The organism is Bacillus sp. PK6-16 (assembly GCF_056530295.1).
Window position 1 is genome coordinate 1,093,956 of sequence record NZ_CP096511.1, and the last position, 22,170, is coordinate 1,116,125.

Sequence of the window (22,170 nt, forward strand, 5' to 3'; positions counted from 1 at the left end):
AGACTTTTGCCTGAAAATTCAGTTGAATTAAAGAAGTTAGACGGGAGATCCACCGCCCGTAAACGTCCGATTGGTAAAGGCTAATAATCAGTGGGGGTGAACAAAATTCCCCACTGATTAAAGTTTCACTTTATAATAAATAGTAACATACCGTATACATACAAAACATGATCGTGAAATGAAGAATAAATTAGTGGAAAGGAGTGCCAGCATGTTTCATACAGAACGTTTACAAATTCGCAAATATACAATGGATGATTTACAGTTCTACGCTTCACTATGGGGGAACGAGAAGGTAATGCGTTATATTGGAAATGGGACATTAAAAACATATATGCAGTGTAAAAAAAGTCTGGAGGAATGGGTGATTCCTAGCTATAAAAACGGTCTCGGTTTATTTGTATTGATTGAAAAGGAAACGGGAACAAGAATTGGTCATGCAGGGCTGGTAAAGCAGAAAATAGATGGAAAAGAGGAAATTGAAATTGGTTATTGGTTACTTCCTCAGTATTGGGGAAAAGGGTATGCAAAAGAAGCGGCGGCAGCATTTCGTGACTATGGTTTCCAAGCATTACGAATGAATAAATTAATTTCTCTTATTAATCCGAATCATCCTGCCTCAATATTTGTTGCTAGAAAAACTGGGCTCAGCTACGAGAAAACAACGTCATTTCATGGAATCGATGCTCTAGTTTATTCTATTAAGCGTGTTGGATGAAAAAATTACTTTTTTAAAGGTAAATTGCATTTTTTGAAGAATGGTATATGAAAATAAAGGGAGGGATTACATGTACATTTATCATAATGGACTTATTATTCGTGAGGGAACGAGTAGTGTACCAGCATATGCAATTAAAGCTTTATTTGAAGATGCCGGTTGGAGTAATGATAATATCCCTTCTTGGCAAATTGAAAAATTTACGATGGCATTCGAAAATTCAACATGGGCTTTCACAATTTGGGATGAGGAAGAGATGATTGCGATGGTTAGAGTCATTTCTGATGGAATTATGATTGCGAACATAGTAAATTTAGTTGTGAAGTGTGAATATAGAGGGAAGGGATTAGGTAAGAAGCTTGTAGCTCTTTGCCTGCAAAAACTTCCCCACGGTGATTGGTTTGCGCATACATCAGCGAACAATTTTGATTTTTATAGAAGCTGTGGATTTGAAGTTAGAGAGCTATCGAGAAATGGAACATGTGCGTATTATGGATATCAAGTCGCAAAAAGAGATGGTCACCGATAAATGAATGGAAAGTAAAAAAGTATAGCGAGGTAATTTTGAGACTTTTGATAATAGAGAATGGATTGAGGCCCGTTTTATGATAAAATAAAAGAAAATTCTGTTTATTATTAGGGGGATAAAAATGAGTGTAAAAGCTGGGGATGTATTTAAATATGAAAGAAGATTTACTGAGGAAGAAGTTTTTGAATTTGCAAATATTACCGGTGATAAAGGTAGACACCATGTGGAATACGATGAAAATGGAAGATTAATGGTTCATGGTTTATTGACTGCTAGCATTGGGACGAAAGTGGGAGAAGAGTTACATTACATAGCAAGAGAATTAGTAAGTGAGTTTATTAGACCAGTTTTCACAGGAGATACGATCACTTGTGAACTAACTTTAACAAATGTTGAGCAAATGGAAGGCTATAAAAAAGTTTCAATCGAGTCAGTTTATCGCAATCAGCATGAAAAGACTGTACTAGTTGGGACAAGTTATGGAATTATAAGGGGATAAAAAAGAAGCCTGTTTAACAGGCTTCTTTTTTATTATTTAGTAAACACGTTTTCGATTTTCTGCATAACTAGAGATGAGTAATAATGCAGTTTCTTCTCCTATATTACGAACAATATGAGGAACACATGCATTCCATGAGAAAGAATCACCTTCTTCTACAATTGCAATATCTTCACCGTGCTGAACTTCTAATTTTCCGCGTAATACAAGGTGACATTCTTCCCCTTCATGGGCATTTGGTGAATTTTCTTTCGGGAATCCAGTAGGGATTTCTACTAAAGATAGGCGAAGGCCCCCTTGCTCCGCAACATGTTCAATTCTTTGCTCATCTTTGCCGTATACACTGTATTTCCGTTCTTCTTTTTTGACAATTTTTAATCGATCTTTTTGCTCTAACAATAAATAGGGAAGGGGAACGTTTAAAAAATTGGAGATCGTTTCTAAAGTTGAGATAGATGGTGATGTTTTATTATTTTCAACCTGACTCATAAATCCTTTAGAAAGACCTGTTCCCTCACAAATTTGTGCGATTGTTATGCCCCTACGTTGACGAATTTCACGTATTGCAGAACCAATATTCATAAAATCAAGCTCCTTTTTGTAAACAACTATTTGTATCATAGCAAAAAAAATATATTTTTTCCCAGTGAAAATGAATTGACGAATAAAAAAAATTAGTGTATGTTTTGTAATGTAAATAAAAGTTTTTTATAAGAAAACTATAAAGGAGAGAAAGAAATGAATCAACATATTGGTAACTTAATTATTCGTATCGTGTTAGGGGTAACATTCTTCATGCACGGTTTAACAAAATTCCAATCAGGAATTGACAATATTGCAGGGTGGTTTACAAGCATTGGTTTACCAGGAGGACTTGCATACGGTGTAGCAACATTTGAATTAGTTGGAGGCCTATTATTAATTCTAGGTTTAGGTGTAAGATATATTGGATTATTATTTGCGCTTGTTATGGTTGGAGCAATCGTAAAAGTGAAATGGTCAGCTGGTTTATTGGGAGATGGAAAAAATCCTGGTTTCGAATTAGAACTTGCATTATTAGCAATGGGTGCATATTTATTTGTTGCAAAAGCTGATGGTTTTGTAGATAATTTCTTAAAAGAAAAAATGTCAAAGAAGAACTAATTTAAATGGGGGGGCTAACAAGATGAGTTTTCAACTTCATCCCGATACAACACTTGATGTTGTTCATTTATACGTATCTAATGTAAAGAAATCACTAGAGTTTTATACGGAAGTACTAAGTATGAAGGTGCTAAAAGAAGAAGAAGCAGTCGTTACATTTGGGAATGAAAATGATGAACCACTTCTTATCATTGAAGAAAAGAAAGAAGCTTTTCCGAAACAAAGAGCAAGAACAGGGTTATATCATTACGCAATTTTATTACCAAGTAGGCAGGATTTAGCGAATGTTCTTCGTCATCTTGTAGAGATGGTATATCCACTACATGGCGGAGCCGATCATTACTTTAGTGAAGCTCTTTATTTAGCTGATCCAGATGGAAACGGGATTGAAATTTATCATGATCGACAAAAAGAAGTTTGGCGTGATGAGAATGGAGAACTCCCATTTGTTAGTAACCCGTTAGCTGGTGAAGAATTATTACAGCAAGGAAGTGCATGGAATGGATTTCCAGTTGGTACTGTGATGGGGCATATTCATTTCCATGTAGCTGATTTAGAGGAAGCGAAACGTTTCTATGTTGATGGTCTTGGTTTTGAAGTAACGATCCCAGCTCGTAATGGAGCGTTGTTCGTATCAGCAGGTGGTTATCATCATCATATCGGTTTAAATACGTGGCAAGGTGAAGGGGTACCGCCGCAAATGCCAGGTTCTGTTGGTTTAAAATATTTCACAATTGTACTAGCGGATGAAAAACAAAAAGAGCAAGTATGTGAAAGCTTAAAAAATATTGGCAAGATTGCTACGTACAAAGATGGAATATTACAAGTCGAGGATCCATTTGGACATTGTATCCATTTCAAAATAAAAGGAGAAGCCTAAAAAGGCTTCTCTTTTTTATTTTCTTATAATTGCGTTTTCGTTTTGTAAAAATAGTTCATCAAATTGTTTTGCAAGCTCAAAATCTAGTTTCGTTAAACCTTTTGCATTCCAAGATGACAAAGTAATAATAACTGCTTTATACTGGATAAGGATAAATGGATGGTGATTATGTTCTTCTGATAGTTTGGCGGCTTCAGAGACAAATTCGACTCCTTTTAAGTAGTCGGAAAACATATATTTTCGTTCAATCCATTTCTCATCTTTTACCATCCATTTATCTACCTTCAATAATTCCTCGTGAACTTCTTCTTCAGTTAATCTTAGCATCATTTTTCACATCCTTTACTGGAAGTAACGCAAGACCATTGTTAATAAGGCGTGTTACAGCTTCGTCAGTTGTGAAAGTAGAAAGTTGATGTAGTAATGCTGCAGATGTTTCATGCCCTTTGTTATGCTCTAAAAGTAACTCTAATACTTCAAGGCGCAGCAACCATTCTTTCGCATAAAATTTATTTAATACTTCTTGAATTGCTACTAATTGATCGATATGCGCTTCGTGTAAAATCCCCTCACTTCGAATATCTCGAACTGTTTGATACATACGTTCAAGTTCATTCAGTACAAGTGGAGCAGGAATTTCTTGAACTTCTTCATCCATTGGGAAAAATGCTGCTGCATCTGCGGCACCTGGGAATACTGAAGTGATTTGTGAGCCAACAGCCATATCAAATGCGCCCCATGAAGCATCAAATAAAACGCGGGCGTTATAAGTAACTGTGCAATCGATAAAGGAAATAAGAGCAATTTTCTTATCGTTTTTTACAATATCTGTTACTGTTCCTTTTACATGAATACCACTTGCAAAAGTAAACTCAGCGATAGTTCCAATTGTAATTCCTAATGATTGTAGTTGTTCGTCTGTACAATTTTCTAATGCAATATTTTCAGTGAGTAATCCAATTGGTGTTCCAAATCCGTCACTGTGTACAGAAGTAGAATGATTCGCTAACTGTTTATTATGAAGTGCTAATGCCGTTGGCGAATTTGTTCGCATGTAAATTAATTCACCTGCATCGTTTTCAATTGTCTCGCTAAATGTACCTGTAATTTGTAATCCGCTATTTAGCTCAGCTGTTGCATAGTTCTCAGAGCGAATTGCTTTTTCTAAACCTTCTTTTCCACCTGTTTTAAAGGCCATTGTTTTAGAAAATGTTTCAAGCGCATCTGTTAATTCTTCAAAGGACTTGCAAACGAATAGTTGTGGTTGCATTTTTGTTACGTCATAAGTTGTCCCTGTACATGCTTCGATAGAAAATGGAACTTTTTCTACAGCGTCTGTTAAGCAATGTTTGCTTTCGCCAACAGAAGAAAGGAGACCAGCACCATATATTTTTGGATCATCTATATTTCCAATCAATCCATATTCTACTGTCCACCAGAAAAGACGTGAAATTTGTTCAGCTTCTGATAAACCAGAAACTAAGTTTTGTTTTTCAATTACAGCATTTTCAGCAGCCTTAACTTCATCAGGAGTAGAAGTAGGGCTTTCTTTTACTATCGTTAATGTACGAACAGCTTCAAATGCATCATGTTCTTCTTTTGTAGAGAAAGCTTTTGCACCAATTTGCCCAAAACGTTTCACATATTTTGCATATGTAGGATCAAGTAAAATCGGTGCGTGTCCTGCGGCTTCGTGTACGATATCTGGCGCTGGTGTGTACTCGATATTTTCTACTTTCCGAATATCTGTTGCGATTGGTAGTAATCCGTGTCCTTGGAAATCGAAGAATGCTACGCCGGGAATAAGTCCGTCAATCGTTACAGCACCCCAGCCACTTGGTGCCAAACACTCATTCATTTCTTCTACTTTTGGAATTGAATCTATATTAATACCAGATGATTGTAGTCCGTTCACATAGGCTGGATGAGCAACGTCTTTTAAGAAGCTATGATTTTGTCTCATAATATAACGCCACACAGCGTGATTCACCGGTGTGTATTGATCATAATGTTGTGTGGATACGAATGGTTTTAAATGTGATGGAATTTCTGTTTTCTTTGTCATTTAGACATCCTCCTTTTTTTCAATAAAATTGAATATCGATTTCGTATAGCTTGTATCACCTCCTTTCATTTTTGTAAGCGCTTATAAAATTTTATCATAAGATTCGGAATTATTTAACATCTGTTTCTGTGAGAAATAGAAAAAGCCCCTATCGGAAAGTCCGATAGGGGCGAAAGAATCGCGGTACCACCCTATTTGTAAGTGAAAATATACTTACATCTCAATTAATGATAACGGAAAAATTCCGTCTTTTCCTTCATGCATAAAAGCACTACGAAAAAGAAGCTCCAGAATTGTAATTCATACTTATATATGTGCTAATTTCCACCGACCATTAGCTCTCTGTAACAGGGATATAAGATACTACTGCGATTCTTTCAACGCGTATATATGAAATTGTGTAAGAGGATGGACGCAAAAAAGTCCCTATCGGAAAATCCGATAGGGACGATAAAAATCGCGGTACCACCCTATTTGTAAACAACTAATTGTTTACCACTCACTTTACGATAACGGAAAGATCCGTCTTTCTCTTCATGCATAAAAAGCATTACGGGAAAGAAGCTCCAGAATTGTAATTCACGCTTGTATATGTACTGATTCGCACCAACCATCAGTTCTCTGAGACAGTGATATAAGTCGCTACTAGTATTCCTTCAAAGCCGATATATAATTCGTTCAACTAAACTATGTTTTGTATTATAAAACTATATTAAAAAAATTGTCAACAAAAATTTTTTATCCCGTGTTAATGAGCAGTAAAATTCCTACCTCAAAATTCGGTTGGAGTAAAGAAGTGAGAGGGGAGATTAACTGCCCGTAACTCCCGATTGGTGAAGGCTAATAATCAGTGGGGATGAACGAAATCTCCACTGATTAAAGTTTCACTTTATTTCACTTCTAAATTAACAGTTAAATTAGAGGTATTGCCAGCTGCATCAGTTGCTACAATGTGAATAGTATTTTTTCCTTCTTGTAATTGAGTACGATCGAAATAAATGTCATAGCTTTTCTCCCAAGGGTTCAAGAATGCCTGGTCCCATACACCATTTCCATTAATTTCATATTGCATTCTCACTGGAATACCAGGTGCTATCCAACCAGATTCTGACATCCAATCTAGTAGAATATCATCAACTTTTCCTTTAATTACGAGATTTTCTTGGTCAACTTCGTATGTTAACTTAGGTGCAGTTCGATCAAGAAATACAGCAGCTGTTTGTTTTGTTTCTCCGCCAGAATTAGAAGCAACTGCTTCGATTTGATATAGTCCGTCAGCTAAAGGAGTGCCATCGGCTTTTGTACCATTCCATTTGAAAGGTTTGTATCCAGGAGTTGCATTTTTAGCTTGATGGATAATCCCTTGATACGTTACACGTTCTTTCGTAACTAAATTTGCATGCAATGTGACATCATCCACAGGCGCAACTAAATAGTAGTTGATGAGATTATCATCTAGTACGTGGTCGCCATTTGGGCTAAAAGTAGAATTAATAATTTCAAGTCCATCGATACGTTTATAATCTTTAGGATCGATACTAAATGTGAATGGAATTCGAATTTCTTCTTTTGCCCCTTGTTCTTTTACATATACATTTCCAGTATACACACCTTGTGGTAGTGAACTATCTACAGTGATAGTAAATGGTTTTTCGGTACTACTATTCGGTTGTATGCTAATCGATGAAGGGACAGAAGCTCTTACTTTTGTGTTTGTGTTTGCATCTAGTAATTCCACACGAGTTGAAAAACTTTTCTTTTTACTAGAAAGGTTTTGTAATGTAACATTTTGCGTCAGTTTTACTTTTCCGCTATTGGGCTTAATAAGACCGAAGCTGACATTGTTAGGTTTTACTAATACATTTGTTTGAGCTGCTTTCGAAATGTTAATTAAACCAGATCCTTGTGCCATAACAGGGTATGCATTTTCATTGACATCATGTAATGTTTTGGCATTGTTGGCAAGAGCCGCTTTCAATTGTTCTGTCGTCCAATCAGGATGCATTTGACGCAAGAGGGCAACCGCTCCAGCTACTTGCGGAGCAGCCATACTTGTTCCGTTATGCGATTCATAGCCGCCTCGCGGTACTGTACTAGTAATTTGTACTCCAGGTGCAACAACATCAGGCTTTATTAGCCAACTTCCTTGTGATGGTCCTCTTGAACTAAAGTTACCGATAAGTTCTGTTTGCTTTGGTTGTCCAATTTTTATATTTTTCTTTCGTTTTGTAATTAAAGTTTTTAATTCTTCCCCATTTGTATTTGATAATTGCATTACTGGGACAGCTAGATGTTCACGTGAAAAATATTCCGGCATCATATTAATTTCTTTTTCGCTAGAGATTAATAACACACCAAGTGCACCAGCTTGCTTCGCTTGTTCTGCTTTTACTAATGTACTAGAAGTACCTTGTAAAATAAGTGCGAATTTCCCTTTCACATCTTGTTTTGCATAATCACTTGGATTGCCATAACCAACATATACAAGAGGAGAATCATTTCCTATTGGAAAATCGGATTTTGATAATGGTAACCCTTGATATGTTTTGCTGGAACCAGTTACTTGGAATGTTGGAAACGGGATAGAAACCGTAGATGCTCCAACAGAAATGACACTACTTGCGTTACCGGGAGCATCAACAGACCAAGGTTTTGGTCCGTCATTTCCATTTGAAACGACAGCAGTAACACCAAGTTTCGCTGCTCGTTCTAACGTTAATGTTACAGGCTGATCAGGTACATTTAAATCCTGCCCAAGGGAGAGGTTTAACACATCCGCACCATCTTGAATTGCTCGCTCAATTCCTTGGATAATATCATCTGTTGTACCAGTTCCACCGTCATTCATTACACGATAGGCTAGAATAGAAGCGTTTGGAGCAACGCCTTTAATTTTTCCGTTACCCGCAATAATTCCAGCTACATGAGTACCATGTACGTTACCATCCATTGGATCGTTATCTTCATCAACCGTGTCATATCCACCGATATAATTTGCCTTTAGGTCAGGGTGTGTATAGTCTACGCCAGAGTCGATAATGGCTACTTTCATGCCTTTTCCATCAAGCGGTTTGCCAAATGGATCTTTTAAATTCCACGCTTCAGGTGCACCAATTGTCGGTCCGCCGATATTTGGTGCTTCTTCGTTAATAGCACTTTTTGATGTTTCATGCAATTTATATGTTAAGTTCGGATAGACTGCTTTTACTTCAGGTAAAGAGGCAAGAGAGGTAATTTGATCTCCAGGAATTGAAATAGAGAATCCGGAAAATAACGTATTATACACTTCTTTAATTTTTGCACCAGGTGCTTTTTCTTTTATTTTCTTAGTCGTATCTTCTTGTGCTTTTTTGAGCTCAGCATGATAAGACTGTGCATTACTATTTTGTAAATCTGGAGCATGCTGAATATTACTTTGAGCAGCGAGAGGTGCATGTTGTAATTCTACAATTACTGATATTTCTTTTGTTGTTTTCGTTTCAACATTTTGAGCGATTTTATGTTCTCCCCACTGTTCAATCGTTGTTTTTAATTGTGGACTAAATTGCTTCTCCTTTTGTAGTGATTCAGCATGAGCACTTAAAGCTCCAAAACTAGAAAAGACAAGCGCCATGCTTAATAGTGTAGATGTAGTTTTTTTCATTGATACTCCCCCTAATAAAAAAGTGCCAATATTCAGAAATAAAATCTTGCATTTTAGTTAGAAATTATACATATAAATGTTGGCTAAACTATACTTTCGACATAATTCATACCAATCCTCTATGGATTGAAAATTTCTTGGGAAATTTTTTCTGATTATGTCGAATCGATATTTTTCACATATTGTAGGGATAAAGTGAGGAATGCTATGAGGGAAATGGAGTGATGGTATGAAAAGGCTAATAGTAAGTAGTAGTGTAGTGTTGTTTATGTTTTTATGTTCTATCACTATTACTAGTGCAGAAAATAATAGTGTGAAAGTTGCTTTTATTCGTCATCATAATCTTTGGATTAAAGTTGATGGGAAAGAAATACAGATTACAAAAGGAGAGTACATAACAGGGCCGAAGTGGTCATATGATGGGGAATGGCTAGCGTATGTAAAAGGGAAGAAACAAAGTATTCTTGAGTTATATCGGCTGAAAGATGGAAAGAAAGTTACGCCGTTTCACTCAGAAGCATCGAATTATCAATGGTCACCAACAGAAAATATAATTGCATTTATATTTACAGGTACATTAAATACATTTGATGTAGAAAAAAAGAATGCAGATTTTGAAAATGTATCGGCTGGTGTAGGGGATTATGCATGGTACCCCGATGGAAAGAACTTTCTTGTATCCTCTGAAGCGCACTTACTTCCAACAGGATGGACAGGGGCTCAGCTATATGAAGTGCAAAAAGATGCACATATGAATCCTCACAAAATGAAGCATTTGTATGCATTGCCAAATGAACACGATGATTTCCTAGCGCTAGTAGCAAGTGGCTTTAAGTGGTCACCAGATCAAAAGTGGATTTCATTTTTAGCAGTACCGACAGCTTCATGGTCAGCTGATAGTAATACGCTTTGCTTAGTTCGTGCAGACGGCAGTCGGTTTGAAAAAGTAGATCAAATGTTATTAAACGCACAATGGTTTCAATGGGCACCATCAAAAAATATATTAGCTTATATTGAAGGGAGCGGAAGAGTTGCATTAGAAAATAAACATTTAAAAGTAAAGGAATTGCCAGCACTTCAGCAGAACATATTTACGCCGAAAGGATATGTTGATTGGGATTTTGTATGGAAGAACGATAGAGTAATTATCGTTTCACGAGCAAAAGAGGCAGGGATAGAAACTCCACCAGAAAAAAGGCCACTACCATCTTTATATGAGGTCGATAGTACAAGTAATGCACAGCATCAAATCACAAAGAAAACGAACAAGCAAGGGGATTACCACCCAATCTTCATGAAGAAGAGTAATCAATTAATTTGGATACGTTCAGACCGTAAGAAAGCGGATGTATGGCTTGCTCATAAAGATCGGAAGCAGGAAAAGAAGTGGATTGAAAATATAGATGTACCAGCGTGGTATTATGAGAAATGGAATTGGGGAAATGTTATCTCGGTGAAAGAAGAATAAAAAAACTGCCTAAAAGATCATTTTAGGCAGTTTTAATTGTTATTTATGTGTTTTATTTGGCTTTTTTTTCGCTGGGTTTCCGTTCCCTTGGCGCTTTCTATTTTGTTCATCTTTTGCTTGTTTTTCATGTAGTGTATCTAAAAATTCATTCGAGTTACTCATGTTTATATCTCTCCTTTCATTTTGTCATGATTACTATAACCATTTAGGAGGATAATCATGAGTTAGAAGTTAGGCACTTAATTTTCTTCGATAATGTAAGTAAAATATTCCATACATAACAAATAGCATGAGTAAAACTTGTAACTCTACATTTTCTTTTAAAATAGCTGCGATAGTGTCTGGTAAGTACGGTGATTTATCGTTTGTGCTTAAACCTAACCATTTATTTAAGAGGCTAATGGTACAAAACATAAAAACACCGGACCAGCTTGCCGTAATTGCTTTTTGCTTAATTTTTGTTTCACGTTCAGCATCTGTAATCCAAGGATTAGCAGTTTTATCACTACTAAAGAAGCCGTTTATATATCCCCATACAATCATTCCAATAAAGACAATTATCCATTTCATATATGTAATTCTCCTTTCTGTGTAAAAAGTTTTTTACATATAATATTGTAATATTTTACAAATTTTCATGTCAAATGTTTTTTACATATTGGTTTTCATATAGCAGGAATAAAGTATGAGATAGGGAAGAAATATGTAAGAGGATTTCATAATGAGAGGAGGAAGGGGATGAAAATCGTCTTTGTTCGGCACGGGGAAGGAGAACATACAAGGGATTTGCCATCAAGTTTAAAAGTGCTTCATCCGCTATTGACGGATGAAGGAAGGAATCAGGCTAAATTACTTCAATGCAATGTGCCATTACAAGAGACGGATATATTAATTGCTAGTCCTACACTTAGAACTTTGCAAACGGCGACAATATGGAGTGCGAAAGTTGCTTGTCAAAAAATCGTTCATCCATATGTATCTCCGCGTATTTTTCCTTATCGAGAAGAAGCGAGAACATTACCGTGCGATTATATAGTAGATCAGGGAATGATAACAAAGTTATTTCCGCATTTTTCGATAGAGAAAAGCTCAAATAATCAGTTATGGAAGGAAGGTATAAACACTATTTCAGAGAATAGTTTTCAGCAAATAGTAGATGAATTTCTTCTTTGGCGTTATGAACTGGGTGCGGAAAGAATTTGTATTGTATCTCACGATGGAACAATTACAGCATATAGGCAATATTTACAGAAAGTCGTTTTAACTAGATCAGATTTTTTGAAAGAAACAGGTATATATGAAATGGATTTATCCCATAAAAGTCTGATTGATAAGGGCTGATTATAGGATGGAGGTTGTTTGTTGAATATTGCATTAGTAGTTGGTTTTAATTCGGATTTAGAGGCGCAATCAATACGAGCATCTCTTGAATATTTTGGTGCAAGGGTTGTTACATATTGGATTGGTAGACCGAAAGATTTTGTGGGAGTTCTTTCTGGAAAGAACTTATTTAACGATATTAATTATATTATTTTTTGCTTTCATGGTGAAGAAGGGAAGTTTGTCATGGAAGAGTTAGGCGAAGAAGTATATGAACAAGATGAACCGAGAGGGTATTTTGGTGCAGAAGAAATTTATGAATATGCAAAATTGCATAATACACATATTGTCAATAGCGGGTGCACGTTAGGGGAGCAAAATCTAGCAAAATCTTTTTTACGTAGTGGTGCGAAATCATATATTGGATCGATTGATTATGTAGATGGAAATGCAGCACTTATGTTTACTATACGCTTATTTTATGGGGTTATTAACCATGGGAAAACGTTAGAAGAAGCCTTTCAAGAAGCGAGTTTAATTGATGAGGAGACACATACATTTCGATTCTATAATTAGTGTGAAACACATTTAACTCACATTTTTTTTACATTTTTTTCAATGAAAATGGTTATCACTTGTGGTATGATATGTTCAAGTTTTTACAGGTAATAAAAGTTACTATATAAACGTTAGTTTTTAATGTTTCATACGCATGTCACAGATTATTCATAATTAACGTTTGAAAAATAAGTAACTAATGTTATTATATTATCTGTAACTAACTTAATTACAACTTTAGGAGGAAGATATGGTTATTCAATTTTTAAGAGAAAACAAAGCAGTTTCTTTTGCATTAGCAGTAATTCGAGTATATCTTGGTTACACATGGTTAATGGCTGGAATCGGTAAACTACAAGGAAAAGGATTCGATGCAACAGGTTATTTGCAAGGGGCAATTGAAAAATCTAAAGGTGCACAACCGGCTGTTCAATCTTGGTGGGCATCATTCTTACAAGAATTTGCAATTCCAAATGTAGATTTGTTTAATACACTTGTAACATGGGGAGAAATTTTAGTCGGAATTGGTTTAATTGTAGGCTGTTTAACAAAAACAGCGGTCTTTTTTGGTCTTGTAATGAACTTTTCCTATATGTTTAGTGGGTCAATTGGTGTGAACCCTGAGATGGTTATCTTATCTATGTTTGTTCTTGTTTCCGGTATGAACGCTGGGAAATTTGGAATGGATGGCTTCGTTATCCCGAAAGTATTAGGATCAAAAACTCCAAAACGCCAAAAGCAAGCTGCTTAATATATGAAAACGGGTATCTCATTTTGAGATACCCGTTTATGTTATTTTTCAACTTTAATCGGATTGTTCTTAAAGAAATCTTTTACATACCCGACAAATTCTTGTGGTTCTTGGCGAAATGGTGCATGATAACCTTTTTCAATAATATGTAAAGTGCTATTTTTTAAGAATTGATGATACGTTTCTCCTTCTTTCCAGGAAACGCTACTATCATTTCTGCCCCATATAATTAAAGTTGGCTGTTTTATTTCATTTGCATTAATTTTAAGACGTCTAGGCCATAATTTCATTTTATTATAATGCTCTTCATCATTACGTTTGAATTTCACTTTGCTTTCATCATAATCTGTAATAGAAGAAACGGCATTTAAATCAGTCGACAATTGTGGTTTTGGTGAGCCTTGTTTATTAACGAATGTATGAGGGCCACCTGTAGCATCAGTTAAAATAAGGTGAGTAACTGCTTCAGGATATAAATATGTTAAATTTAGAGAAATTTCTCCCCCCATGGAATGCCCCAGTATTGCGAATGAATCATACCCTAGTTTTTTCATTAATTTATAATACAAATTTGCATGAGTTGGAAAAGAATAATAAAAATCCATTGGCTTAGATGAGCGCCCGAATCCTAAAGCATCTACAGAAATAATTGTATGATCTTTTGCTAAATCGGAGTAAATCTTTTGAAAACCATCTGATGACCCTCCAAAGCCATGAATCATAAGTAAAGGTGGTTTTTCATTACCAATCTTTTTAAAGTAAATGGTTTGACCATCTATTTCTACCATTTTTTCCTCGGTAGCTAGTTTCGCTGTAATTGTATTTTTAACTTGTTTTACTTGTTCTACTGGCTTTTCTGCTGCACTACATCCTACTAATAGTGTAAGAGTAAGACAACCTACCATAAAATAGCTAAATCGCTTCAATTAGGTGTCTCCTTTCTAACATAACGCTGTATCTATCATAGCAAATAGCATATTACGATTTCCAGGAAGTTGGCTACCATTTTTTATCATAAGAGGTGAAAGGAGCGTTTCTTGGAAATTTTCTGTTTGAAGAAATTGACGAAATGTAAATTGTGAGTGTGGAACATCAATTCGTACTATACCATTCCAACATTCACATATCTTTTTTAATAATTGGATAGCATCTTCTTCTTGCTTGGCGATAAGTGGATTGATACATAATATATTGCCCTTTTGTATGCATAATGAAAAAGCTTCTATACAGTTATTTCTTTCAATTTTAAAAGAGTATACGGCCCTTGGTAATAGCAAAGAGTAAAGTAGAGAACGATTCATACCAGTTGCAATTTGATCCAGAGAAGTAAGAGATATAAGGTCTTCTTCTTGTACTTGTTGTAAGTGAGAAGGATACGTCTTAATAGTCTGCTTTTCAAAACGATGAATCGTTGTTGCTGTTTGAAATCCACATGATGTGTATAGAGGTTCGCCAGCTTTTGTCGCAATAAGTGCAATGGGTTGTTTTGGATGAATTTGTTCCAAGCAATGATTTAGCAACATGCGCCCTAATCCGCGTCCTTGAAAATTAGGGTGAACGATTAACATACCAATGGAAGCGAAGTTACTTGGAAAGGGAAATACTCCTCCAGTCGCAATGAGTTTGTTTTCATGAATGTAACCTACAAGTGTGCCGATAGAAAGATACATTTCGAATTGTTTTTTCATAAAAATTTCATCGTGTAACCATCCAACAGATTTGCAAAGATTAAGTAATTCAAAAATAAAAGACTCATTTAGCTTTACTATTTTCATAAAGGCTCACCGCATTTCTATTTATTTTCATAAAAATAGAGTCAAAATGTAAAAAAAGAGATTTACGTTAAATGAAATCCAACTTGTTTATATTTAAATTGTAAAGGGCGGGATGATTGATACAAAAAGACAAAGTTATACAAATTATAACTGATATTTACATAAGTTAACAAAAAATTTACATACAGCTAATTTTCTCTTAATAGTCTTCCATTAAATTTGATAGTGGGAAATGAATAACCTAATTAGGGGGACAAGACAGTGAAAAAGTTTGTGAAAAAAGCATGGCCATTTGCAGTTGTGGCATCATTAGCAGTTACTTCGGTAGCAACATGGAATTTTACTCGTTCTAGTGAGGTTAATGCAGATGAGAACGGAAGCAATGCAAAGATTAAAAATGTTATCGTATTAATTGGGGATGGTATGGGCCCTTCATATATGACGGCTCACCGTTATATGAAAGATAATCCAAAAACCTTTGAAATGGAATCTACAGAATTTGATAAGCATCTTGTAGGAACACAAAAAACATACCCAGAAGATGAACATGAAAATATTACAGACTCTGCATCGGCAGCAACAGCTATGTCAGCAGGGATTAAAACATATAATGCTGCAATTGCAGTTGATAATGATAAAGCGGAAGTGAAAACAGTTCTTGAGCAAGCGAAAGAAAAAGGGAAATCAACGGGACTCGTTGCAACTTCTGAAATTACACATGCAACACCAGCTGCTTTCGGTGCGCATGACATTAGCCGTAAAAATATGGACGCAATTGCAAATGATTATTTTGATGAGAAAATTAAAGGGAAGCATAAAGTAGATGTTATGCTTGGCGGCGGCGTAAAGAACTTTGTTAGAAAAGATCGTAATCTTACAGAAGAGTTCAAGAAATCTGGTTATAGCTATGTAACGGATCGAGATCAATTGTTAAATGATAAAAATGATCAAATTCTTGGTTTATTTGCACCAGGTGGATTAGATAAAATGATTGACCGTAATGAGAAAACACCTTCATTAGAAGAAATGACTAATGCAGCAATTGAGCGTTTGAACAAAAATAAAAATGGTTTCTTCTTAATGGTGGAAGGAAGTCAAATCGACTGGGCTGGACATGATAATGATATTGTTGGTGCAATGAGTGAAATGGAAGACTTCGAAAAAGCTTTCAAAGCAGCGATTGAGTTTGCGAAAAAAGATAAAAATACGTTAGTTGTTGCAACGGCAGATCACGCTACTGGTGGATTATCTTTAGGTGCCAATGGCGAGTATAACTTTAAAGTAGATCCAATTAAAGCTGCAAAGCGTACACCAGACTTTATGGCAAATGAGATTGCAAAAGGTGCAAATGTAGAAGAAACATTGAAAAAGTATATTGATTTACAATTAACTCCAGAAGAAATTCAAGCTGTAAATGATATAGCTCCTTCAAAAGATGTAACAAAGATTGATAATGCAATTGAAGATATTTTCAATAAGCGCTCGGTTACAGGCTGGACAACGGGTGGACATACAGGGGAAGATGTGAACGTATATGCATTTGGTCCAGGTAAATACTTGTTCTCTGGCGTTCAAGAGAATACAAATATAGCGAAACGTGTCTTTGATATTGTTGGCGGTGGCGATCCGAATAAAGGAAGACGCTAATTAAGAGCGAAAGTGAGGCGAAATGCCTCACTTTTCTTTTTAGGAGTTGGGAATATGAAAAAGTTATTTAGGAAATTAAGATTCCTTTTAGTATTTGTAGTATTACTAGTCGGATGTCAACAAGAAGAGAATAATGTAGAACAAAAATCTACTACTAAAAAAACTGAGGAAAAGGTACAAATAACAAAAGAAGAAGAGAGATCTATTCAAGATGTTATTCATACATTTGTGCGAACGACGAATGAAAAAAATCTTGCAGAACATATGGAGTTATTTTCAAAGAAGATGCCTAGTGCTGAAGACTTAAAAACACAAAAAGAAGCCGCATTTCAAAAGGGAAATAAGAAAATTGAATTGGAACATATAGATATGAAAGTTAGTAAAGTAGGGTATGTTATTGTTGAAACGAAAGAAAAGGAAGTAGACGACAGTATCACTCTTCAAAAGAAAGTACAGTATGCCCTTGGAAAAGAAGAGGATAAATGGAAGATTGAAGAGGTTCGAACAATAGAGAAAAAATAACGTGAAACTTTAATAAGTGTAGGAGTCGTACTTCCCAAAATGGTAGAAAAAAGGTTCTCATTGGCGAGAACCTTTTTTTATAGTGGTAGCATAATTTGATTTGAGCATGCCTCAATATCATCAATATCTTGACGGATTGTGGCCATTTTATTATCAAGATCTTCAGCTTTCATTGCTGCATCATGTAGTTCATCTTTTAAATACTCCGGTATTTTCCCTTCATATTTATAATAAAGTTTGTGTTCTAAACTTGCCCAAAAGTCCATTGCTAGTGTACGTAACTGAATTTCTGCAAATACATCTTTTGTACCAGAATTTAGTGATAAAGGGTATTTAATAATCATGTGTAAACTTTTATATCCGTTTCGTTTTGGGTTAGCGATATAATCTTTTACTTCTATGACTTCCATATCTTCGCGTTTTTGAATGACTTCTTTCAAATGATAGATATCTTCTACGAAGCAACATGTAATACGAATACCAATAATATCTTGTAAATGTGTTTGAGCGTTTTCAACTGTTGGTAATAAGCTTTTGCGCTCTAGTTTTTTAATAATACTTTCAGGTTGTTTTAGTCTTGTTTTTATATGTTCAAACGGGTTGTAATCCTCTAGAAATTGAGCTTCCCGGTTCATAATTTCAAATTTAGTTTTTAACTCTTCTAAAGCAAATGTATATGGTAATACAAAAGCTTTCCAGTAGTTAACTGTTGATTGATTATATTCCATTTATATACACACCTTTTCCTATTTGCAAGTGAGGTCGTTATTATACTAAATACCAAATCATATAAGCGCAAGCAGCAAATGATGAGATCATAAAGCGATATTTAGTTTTCATACTTTCAACTCCTTTCGAGTAAGATTTTATATAAATAAACGTGATTGTTAATAAGTTCACTATGTACAGTTTCTATAGTAATAGATTCGTGTGAATTTCGTATGAACTAATTGTTTCAGCTTTTTGTCTTTTTTGCTGTTAATCATAATTATTATTCGGATTTAAAGTGTTTTTATTTGATTTATCTATTTGTATAAATTAATGTATATTTGAATTTATAGTTATTGAGGAGGATATATGGTGAACTTTGAAGAATTAGCAATTGCTAGACGTTCTGCAATGAAATTTATACAAGGTATAGAAATCCCTAATGAGGATTTTAAAAAAATATTTGAGTTAACTAAGCTTTCTCCATCTTGCTATAATTTGCAGCACACACATTATGTTGTAATTCGTGATCAAGAGCGAAAAGAAAGATTAAAAGAATTAGCTTTCGGTCAATATAAAGTATCGAGTGCATCAGCGGTAGTGCTCGTTTGTGGTGATAAAAAAGCATACCAAAATGTTGAAAATATTTACTTCGGTATGAAAGTTTTAAAAATGATTGATGAATGTGAATATGAAGATACAATTAGGCAAACGAAAGGTTTATATGAAGGAAAAGGAGAGCGTTTCATGGAGGATGAAGCGATTAGAAATGCTTCGTTAAGCGCGATGACTTTTATGTACGCAGCTAAATATTATGGCTATGATACATGTCCAATGATTGGTTTCGATGAAAAAGCAGTACAAAGTGAATTAAATATGCCGGAGCATATAGTACCTGTTTTAATGATTACGATAGGAAAAAGTGATACGACTAAAACTCGCCCACGAGGATATCGAAAGCCGATTAGTGAGTTTGTTACATACGAATCGTTTTAATAAAGTGAAACTTTAAATCAGTAGGGGTCTTTGCCCGTTAATGCGAGACAAAATTTATTTAACTATAAAAAACAAGGGGATTCTAAATGGAATCTTCTTGTTTTTGCAATTGACAAATAGAATGAAGTTTTATAATATATAAATCGTAATCATTACGTTTTAGTTGCAATCTTTGAAAGAAAGGAGAATTAAATATGCGTGTAAATATTACATTAGCTTGTACGGAGTGCGGCGATCGTAATTACATTTCTAAAAAAAATAAACGAAACAATCCAGAACGCATCGAACTAAAAAAATATTGTCCACGATTAAAGCGAGTAACGTTACATCGTGAGACGAAGTAAAAGACTAGAGATATCTCTAGTCTTTTTTTTATAGTTCTTTGGTTTTGTTTGTTATAATTACCTTAAAATGTAATAAAGGGAGCGGTATGATGAATCAAAAAGATAAAGAAAGAAAAGAGCGAGTGGCTCATATTATTAACATTCCAGATGAATATAGTCTTGTTGTAGATGATCAAGAAGGGGTTGATGACCCGTATCATCTATTATGGTGGGAGCATAAAGAGGATCAGGAGAGAACGATACAAATTACATTGAATAGACATACTGGTAATTTAATTGAGTTTAGGATAGATGATGAAAATTCTTTTTCAAGTGGTAAGGAAGCGATAGAGGAGAAGAAGGCAAGGGAGATTGCAAATGCGTTCTTGAAAAAATATACAAAAGAAGGATATGAATTCTATACATATGTAACGGTTAAGGACGACAGGCGTGGTTGGAAAGAAGTAAATTATATGCAAGAAGTGAATAGCTATCCATTGCCGAATACAGGGTGCGTTGTGCGAGTGAACCCTTCAGGTAATGTTGTGCAATTTCATTACAATGGACAAAAAGCTATAGAGAAAAAACCGTTATGGCCAAGTGAAATTGTTGAGGAGAATATCGTTTTAGAAAATTTGAAAGCTAGACAAGATATGAGACTTGTATTTATAGATTTAACATACTCTTCATGTGAGTATGAAAGCGGGGAAGAAGTAAAAGGGTACCATCTTGTATATGAACCAGAGCCTAGTCATGCGTTTATTGATGCAAGTACAGGTAAAGATTTATATGAGCCAGATCATTATAAATTGCCTTCGGCTGTAGCTGTTGGAAAATCGAGAAAAGGTAACGAACGAGGTGACGTATTCGAATTATTTGACTGGAATAAAGAAGGTTTTACAAAAGTAGATGAGACGGAAAATGATGATGAAATAAGGATGAAATTTGTTCCGAAAGAGGAATTACAAAAACAGAAAGAAGAAAAGAATCCGTATTTAATGAATGAATTCTTTAAAAAGCATTTACCGATGTTGAAATATAATAATTTAGTTAGCGTTACAATTGATAAATTAACCAATGAATTAACTGGTTTTATAAAACTGACAGATGATAAAGAAGTAAAGCAAATACTGTCTAGAGAGGAATGTTTACAAAAAGCACTTCAATTTTTAGAACGAGTTATTCCAGATATCAAACAATATCTGCGTCTTTGGGAGGAACGTGAAGAAGCAGAAGATGGGATTGAAAGATTTATCTTTTCTGTATATATAAATGATATTCCGGCAGAGTATAACCAATTTATAATCAACATCAATGCAGAAAATGGTGCTGTTATGCACTACTCGGGGGAGTCTAGCAACTTTATAAAAAAATTACTTACATATGAAACAACACCAAAATTAATAAAAGAAAAAGCGTTAGAAATATACAGAGAGGCTATCCGAGTTAAATTAGAATGGTTTTTAGATCGTGATGCAGAGGAAACGAAATACAAACTACTGTACAAACAAACGACAGATGAAAAACATAAAGAACCTTTTGATTGTAGTCAGGAAATTCGTTATATTGATGCCCAAACGGGGAGAAAGATTTGGAGTAAGTAAAATAAAAAGAGTTATTTTTCAAAGAAAATAACTCTTTTTATTTTTATAATTTGCCTGTTCGCTTTTCAAAAGTAAATGTGATAGGAAGATTGGAATGAGAACTATCACTTTTAAATATTACTTTCCATTCTTTAGTATGGGCTTTAATTTCAAAATTAAGAAGATTCATCGCTCTACGTTTATCTATTTCTAAAAACATATTATGAATTTCTGGTTCTTGCTGTAAATTAAGAGCCTTTAGTGTGACTGTAAATGTGAAAAAATTCTGCCCTTCATATACTATTTTTGATATTTTTGTTTTTTGTGTATTTAACAGCACATAAAAACGGTCTGATGGAGTTAATTGTACAGAGTCATCAGTAATTTCATTCTCGCTATTATGAAGTTCAACTAAGAAAGATGTACTATGGGAAGAATCTTTTTTGCTTGTAATCTGTAATTCAGTAGGAATCATCGGTATTTCATAAAAGTCATTCCTTATTATATTATTGTAATCCTCTGAAAATTTACGGACTTCTTTTGGAAAAGAGTCTTCTTGTGTACTTAAAAAAGTTTTATGTTGCTTTGGAATTTTTTTACTAAAATTTAATGTTTCTTTAAAGTAATAATTGGATCCAGTTAAAAATAAAAAACTACAAATTAATAAAAAAATTCGATACAGATTTTGAAAATGAAAGAACAATAGTATACATGTAATAATTCCAATTACATAGAAAATAAAGATAAGTAGTTCTAGTTTTGAGTGAAACGAGAAACCATAGTTATGAAAAAATTTTATTCCAGTTATAATTTGAGCTCCAAAAAATAAAGAAATTCCAAATTGAAAAAATAATAAATCAGGCCCTCTTTTAATAACAAAAGTAATGAACGAAATGAAAAGTAAAAATACCCCTAAATAAATTGTTACATTTAATAATCGTTCTAATGTAATCATGAATAATGTCCCCTTTAATAGCATATTCATATATAAATAACAATTTTATATAATTATAATATAACAATAAAATATTTTAAATGTTGG

General features: G+C 34.5%; 24 protein-coding genes and 2 other annotated features. Of the genes, 14 read left to right on the forward strand and 10 right to left on the reverse strand.

Annotated elements, in window-relative coordinates; genetic code table 11:
* Positions 1–178: 178 nt before the first annotated feature.
* From M1D66_RS05610 to M1D66_RS05620, 3 genes are all read left to right on the forward strand, one after another.
* Complete coding sequence (locus tag M1D66_RS05610) at positions 179–718, forward strand: GNAT family N-acetyltransferase (protein WP_004408018.1); 540 nt, start codon at positions 179–181, stop codon at positions 716–718.
* A gap of 70 nt (positions 719–788) precedes the next feature.
* Complete coding sequence (locus M1D66_RS05615; RefSeq protein WP_242555044.1) at positions 789–1,247, forward strand: GNAT family N-acetyltransferase; 459 nt, start codon at positions 789–791, stop codon at positions 1,245–1,247.
* 121 nt (positions 1,248–1,368) lie between these two features.
* The gene (locus M1D66_RS05620) at positions 1,369–1,746 is read left to right on the forward strand and encodes a hotdog family protein (protein WP_000111564.1); all 378 of its coding nucleotides are present in this window, start codon (positions 1,369–1,371) and stop codon (positions 1,744–1,746) included.
* 36 nt (positions 1,747–1,782) lie between these two features.
* Here M1D66_RS05620 and M1D66_RS05625 read toward each other — a convergent pair whose 3' ends face one another.
* A complete protein-coding gene (locus M1D66_RS05625; RefSeq protein WP_001020693.1) occupies positions 1,783–2,328 on the reverse strand; it encodes a helix-turn-helix domain-containing protein in 546 nt (181 codons plus the stop codon).
* Between the two features lie 156 nt (positions 2,329–2,484).
* Between M1D66_RS05625 and M1D66_RS05630 the strand changes: the two genes are divergently transcribed.
* Positions 2,485–2,889: a DoxX family protein gene (locus M1D66_RS05630; RefSeq protein ID WP_001071553.1), complete on the forward strand. Its 405-nt coding sequence runs from the start codon at positions 2,485–2,487 to the stop codon at positions 2,887–2,889.
* A 22-nt stretch (positions 2,890–2,911) separates the two neighbouring features.
* On the forward strand, positions 2,912–3,769 hold the full coding sequence (locus tag M1D66_RS05635) for a VOC family protein (RefSeq protein WP_086386120.1): 858 nt from the start codon (positions 2,912–2,914) through the stop codon (positions 3,767–3,769).
* Between the two features lie 15 nt (positions 3,770–3,784).
* Here the strand turns inward: M1D66_RS05635 and M1D66_RS05640 are convergent, their stop codons facing one another.
* The 3 genes from M1D66_RS05640 to M1D66_RS05650 form a co-directional block, all read right to left on the reverse strand.
* Positions 3,785–4,099 (reverse strand): 4a-hydroxytetrahydrobiopterin dehydratase, encoded by a 315-nt coding sequence (locus tag M1D66_RS05640; protein WP_000979538.1) that lies wholly within the window; start codon positions 4,097–4,099, stop codon positions 3,785–3,787.
* Positions 4,080–5,834 (reverse strand): aromatic amino acid hydroxylase, encoded by a 1,755-nt coding sequence (locus M1D66_RS05645; RefSeq protein ID WP_000163213.1) that lies wholly within the window; start codon positions 5,832–5,834, stop codon positions 4,080–4,082. Before M1D66_RS05645 ends, M1D66_RS05640 begins: the two co-directional genes overlap by 20 nt.
* Before the next feature lie 162 nt (positions 5,835–5,996).
* Positions 5,997–6,224: a binding site (T-box leader), on the reverse strand.
* Between the two features lie 50 nt (positions 6,225–6,274).
* Positions 6,275–6,503, reverse strand: a binding site (T-box leader).
* 220 nt (positions 6,504–6,723) lie between these two features.
* Entirely contained in the window at positions 6,724–9,477 is a 2,754-nt protein-coding gene (locus tag M1D66_RS05650; RefSeq protein ID WP_242555045.1) for a S8 family peptidase, read from the reverse strand.
* 229 nt (positions 9,478–9,706) lie between these two features.
* Here M1D66_RS05650 and M1D66_RS05655 point away from each other — a divergent pair, with 229 nt between their 5' ends.
* Positions 9,707–10,945, forward strand: a complete 1,239-nt coding sequence (locus M1D66_RS05655; RefSeq protein ID WP_000825732.1) for a TolB family protein — start codon at positions 9,707–9,709, stop codon at positions 10,943–10,945.
* 39 nt (positions 10,946–10,984) lie between these two features.
* On the opposite strand, the gene M1D66_RS05660 is transcribed toward M1D66_RS05655, so the two are convergent.
* Both M1D66_RS05660 and M1D66_RS05665 read right to left on the reverse strand, forming a co-directional pair.
* Positions 10,985–11,107 carry a DUF4023 domain-containing protein gene (locus M1D66_RS05660; RefSeq protein WP_000071866.1) on the reverse strand — a complete coding sequence of 41 codons (123 nt, stop codon included), beginning with the start codon at positions 11,105–11,107 and terminating at the stop codon, positions 10,985–10,987.
* Positions 11,108–11,176: 69 nt separating this feature from the next.
* Positions 11,177–11,515 (reverse strand): phosphoglycerate mutase, encoded by a 339-nt coding sequence (locus tag M1D66_RS05665; protein WP_086386123.1) that lies wholly within the window; start codon positions 11,513–11,515, stop codon positions 11,177–11,179.
* 168 nt (positions 11,516–11,683) lie between these two features.
* Between M1D66_RS05665 and M1D66_RS05670 the strand changes: the two genes are divergently transcribed.
* The 3 genes from M1D66_RS05670 to M1D66_RS05680 all read left to right on the forward strand — a co-directional run bounded on the left by M1D66_RS05670 (position 11,684) and on the right by M1D66_RS05680 (position 13,574).
* Positions 11,684–12,286 (forward strand): histidine phosphatase family protein, encoded by a 603-nt coding sequence (locus M1D66_RS05670; RefSeq protein ID WP_242555046.1) that lies wholly within the window; start codon positions 11,684–11,686, stop codon positions 12,284–12,286.
* Positions 12,287–12,304: 18 nt separating this feature from the next.
* Positions 12,305–12,841, forward strand: a complete 537-nt coding sequence (locus tag M1D66_RS05675; protein ID WP_065222835.1) for a delta-aminolevulinic acid dehydratase — start codon at positions 12,305–12,307, stop codon at positions 12,839–12,841.
* A 232-nt stretch (positions 12,842–13,073) separates the two neighbouring features.
* Complete coding sequence (locus M1D66_RS05680; protein WP_000236592.1) at positions 13,074–13,574, forward strand: DoxX family protein; 501 nt, start codon at positions 13,074–13,076, stop codon at positions 13,572–13,574.
* 41 nt (positions 13,575–13,615) lie between these two features.
* Here the strand turns inward: M1D66_RS05680 and M1D66_RS05685 are convergent, their stop codons facing one another.
* Together M1D66_RS05685 and M1D66_RS05690 are read right to left on the reverse strand one after the other, a co-directional pair.
* Positions 13,616–14,500, reverse strand: a complete 885-nt coding sequence (locus tag M1D66_RS05685; protein ID WP_000819810.1) for an alpha/beta fold hydrolase — start codon at positions 14,498–14,500, stop codon at positions 13,616–13,618.
* A gap of 15 nt (positions 14,501–14,515) precedes the next feature.
* A complete protein-coding gene (locus M1D66_RS05690) occupies positions 14,516–15,349 on the reverse strand; it encodes a GNAT family N-acetyltransferase (RefSeq protein WP_000706687.1) in 834 nt (277 codons plus the stop codon).
* Positions 15,350–15,610: 261 nt separating this feature from the next.
* On the opposite strand from M1D66_RS05690, the gene M1D66_RS05695 reads away from it, so the two are divergent.
* Together M1D66_RS05695 and M1D66_RS05700 are read left to right on the forward strand one after the other, a co-directional pair.
* Positions 15,611–16,996, forward strand: coding sequence for an alkaline phosphatase (locus M1D66_RS05695; protein ID WP_000714912.1), 1,386 nt, complete (start codon positions 15,611–15,613; stop codon positions 16,994–16,996).
* Between the two features lie 54 nt (positions 16,997–17,050).
* A complete protein-coding gene (locus M1D66_RS05700; protein ID WP_000732796.1) occupies positions 17,051–17,518 on the forward strand; it encodes a hypothetical protein in 468 nt (155 codons plus the stop codon).
* A 77-nt stretch (positions 17,519–17,595) separates the two neighbouring features.
* Here M1D66_RS05700 and M1D66_RS05705 read toward each other — a convergent pair whose 3' ends face one another.
* Entirely contained in the window at positions 17,596–18,246 is a 651-nt protein-coding gene (locus M1D66_RS05705; RefSeq protein ID WP_000456230.1) for a GTP pyrophosphokinase, read from the reverse strand.
* Between the two features lie 349 nt (positions 18,247–18,595).
* Here M1D66_RS05705 and M1D66_RS05710 point away from each other — a divergent pair, with 349 nt between their 5' ends.
* The 3 genes from M1D66_RS05710 to M1D66_RS05720 all read left to right on the forward strand — a co-directional run bounded on the left by M1D66_RS05710 (position 18,596) and on the right by M1D66_RS05720 (position 21,149).
* Positions 18,596–19,222, forward strand: coding sequence for a nitroreductase family protein (locus M1D66_RS05710; RefSeq protein WP_044306410.1), 627 nt, complete (start codon positions 18,596–18,598; stop codon positions 19,220–19,222).
* A 194-nt stretch (positions 19,223–19,416) separates the two neighbouring features.
* Complete coding sequence (gene rpmG / locus M1D66_RS05715) at positions 19,417–19,566, forward strand: 50S ribosomal protein L33 (RefSeq protein ID WP_001265617.1); 150 nt, start codon at positions 19,417–19,419, stop codon at positions 19,564–19,566.
* 89 nt (positions 19,567–19,655) lie between these two features.
* Positions 19,656–21,149, forward strand: a complete 1,494-nt coding sequence (locus M1D66_RS05720; RefSeq protein ID WP_144596914.1) for a YcdB/YcdC domain-containing protein — start codon at positions 19,656–19,658, stop codon at positions 21,147–21,149.
* 43 nt (positions 21,150–21,192) lie between these two features.
* Here the strand turns inward: M1D66_RS05720 and M1D66_RS05725 are convergent, their stop codons facing one another.
* Complete coding sequence (locus tag M1D66_RS05725) at positions 21,193–22,113, reverse strand: hypothetical protein (protein ID WP_002024823.1); 921 nt, start codon at positions 22,111–22,113, stop codon at positions 21,193–21,195.
* Between the last annotated feature and the right edge of the window lie 57 nt (positions 22,114–22,170).

Bases quoted from the DNA above. Each gene is read 5' to 3' on its own strand.
- M1D66_RS05670 (WP_242555046.1), top strand. From the start codon at position 11,684: ATGAAAATCGTCTTTGTTCGGCACGGGGAAGGAGAACATACAAGGGAT.
- M1D66_RS05720 (WP_144596914.1), top strand. From the start codon at position 19,656: ATGAATCAAAAAGATAAAGAAAGAAAAGAGCGAGTGGCTCATATTATT.
- M1D66_RS05645 (WP_000163213.1), bottom strand. From the start codon at position 5,834: ATGACAAAGAAAACAGAAATTCCATCACATTTAAAACCATTCGTATCC.
- M1D66_RS05710 (WP_044306410.1), top strand. From the start codon at position 18,596: ATGGTGAACTTTGAAGAATTAGCAATTGCTAGACGTTCTGCAATGAAA.
- M1D66_RS05620 (WP_000111564.1), top strand. From the start codon at position 1,369: ATGAGTGTAAAAGCTGGGGATGTATTTAAATATGAAAGAAGATTTACT.
- M1D66_RS05630 (WP_001071553.1), top strand. From the start codon at position 2,485: ATGAATCAACATATTGGTAACTTAATTATTCGTATCGTGTTAGGGGTA.
- rpmG (WP_001265617.1), top strand. From the start codon at position 19,417: ATGCGTGTAAATATTACATTAGCTTGTACGGAGTGCGGCGATCGTAAT.
- M1D66_RS05665 (WP_086386123.1), bottom strand. From the start codon at position 11,515: ATGAAATGGATAATTGTCTTTATTGGAATGATTGTATGGGGATATATA.
- M1D66_RS05690 (WP_000706687.1), bottom strand. From the start codon at position 15,349: ATGAAAATAGTAAAGCTAAATGAGTCTTTTATTTTTGAATTACTTAAT.
- M1D66_RS05660 (WP_000071866.1), bottom strand. From the start codon at position 11,107: ATGAGTAACTCGAATGAATTTTTAGATACACTACATGAAAAACAAGCA.
- M1D66_RS05650 (WP_242555045.1), bottom strand. From the start codon at position 9,477: ATGAAAAAAACTACATCTACACTATTAAGCATGGCGCTTGTCTTTTCT.
- M1D66_RS05725 (WP_002024823.1), bottom strand. From the start codon at position 22,113: ATGAATATGCTATTAAAGGGGACATTATTCATGATTACATTAGAACGA.
- M1D66_RS05640 (WP_000979538.1), bottom strand. From the start codon at position 4,099: ATGATGCTAAGATTAACTGAAGAAGAAGTTCACGAGGAATTATTGAAG.
- M1D66_RS05625 (WP_001020693.1), bottom strand. From the start codon at position 2,328: ATGAATATTGGTTCTGCAATACGTGAAATTCGTCAACGTAGGGGCATA.
- M1D66_RS05700 (WP_000732796.1), top strand. From the start codon at position 17,051: ATGAAAAAGTTATTTAGGAAATTAAGATTCCTTTTAGTATTTGTAGTA.
- M1D66_RS05705 (WP_000456230.1), bottom strand. From the start codon at position 18,246: ATGGAATATAATCAATCAACAGTTAACTACTGGAAAGCTTTTGTATTA.
- M1D66_RS05655 (WP_000825732.1), top strand. From the start codon at position 9,707: ATGAAAAGGCTAATAGTAAGTAGTAGTGTAGTGTTGTTTATGTTTTTA.
- M1D66_RS05615 (WP_242555044.1), top strand. From the start codon at position 789: ATGTACATTTATCATAATGGACTTATTATTCGTGAGGGAACGAGTAGT.
- M1D66_RS05610 (WP_004408018.1), top strand. From the start codon at position 179: ATGAAGAATAAATTAGTGGAAAGGAGTGCCAGCATGTTTCATACAGAA.
- M1D66_RS05635 (WP_086386120.1), top strand. From the start codon at position 2,912: ATGAGTTTTCAACTTCATCCCGATACAACACTTGATGTTGTTCATTTA.
- M1D66_RS05680 (WP_000236592.1), top strand. From the start codon at position 13,074: ATGGTTATTCAATTTTTAAGAGAAAACAAAGCAGTTTCTTTTGCATTA.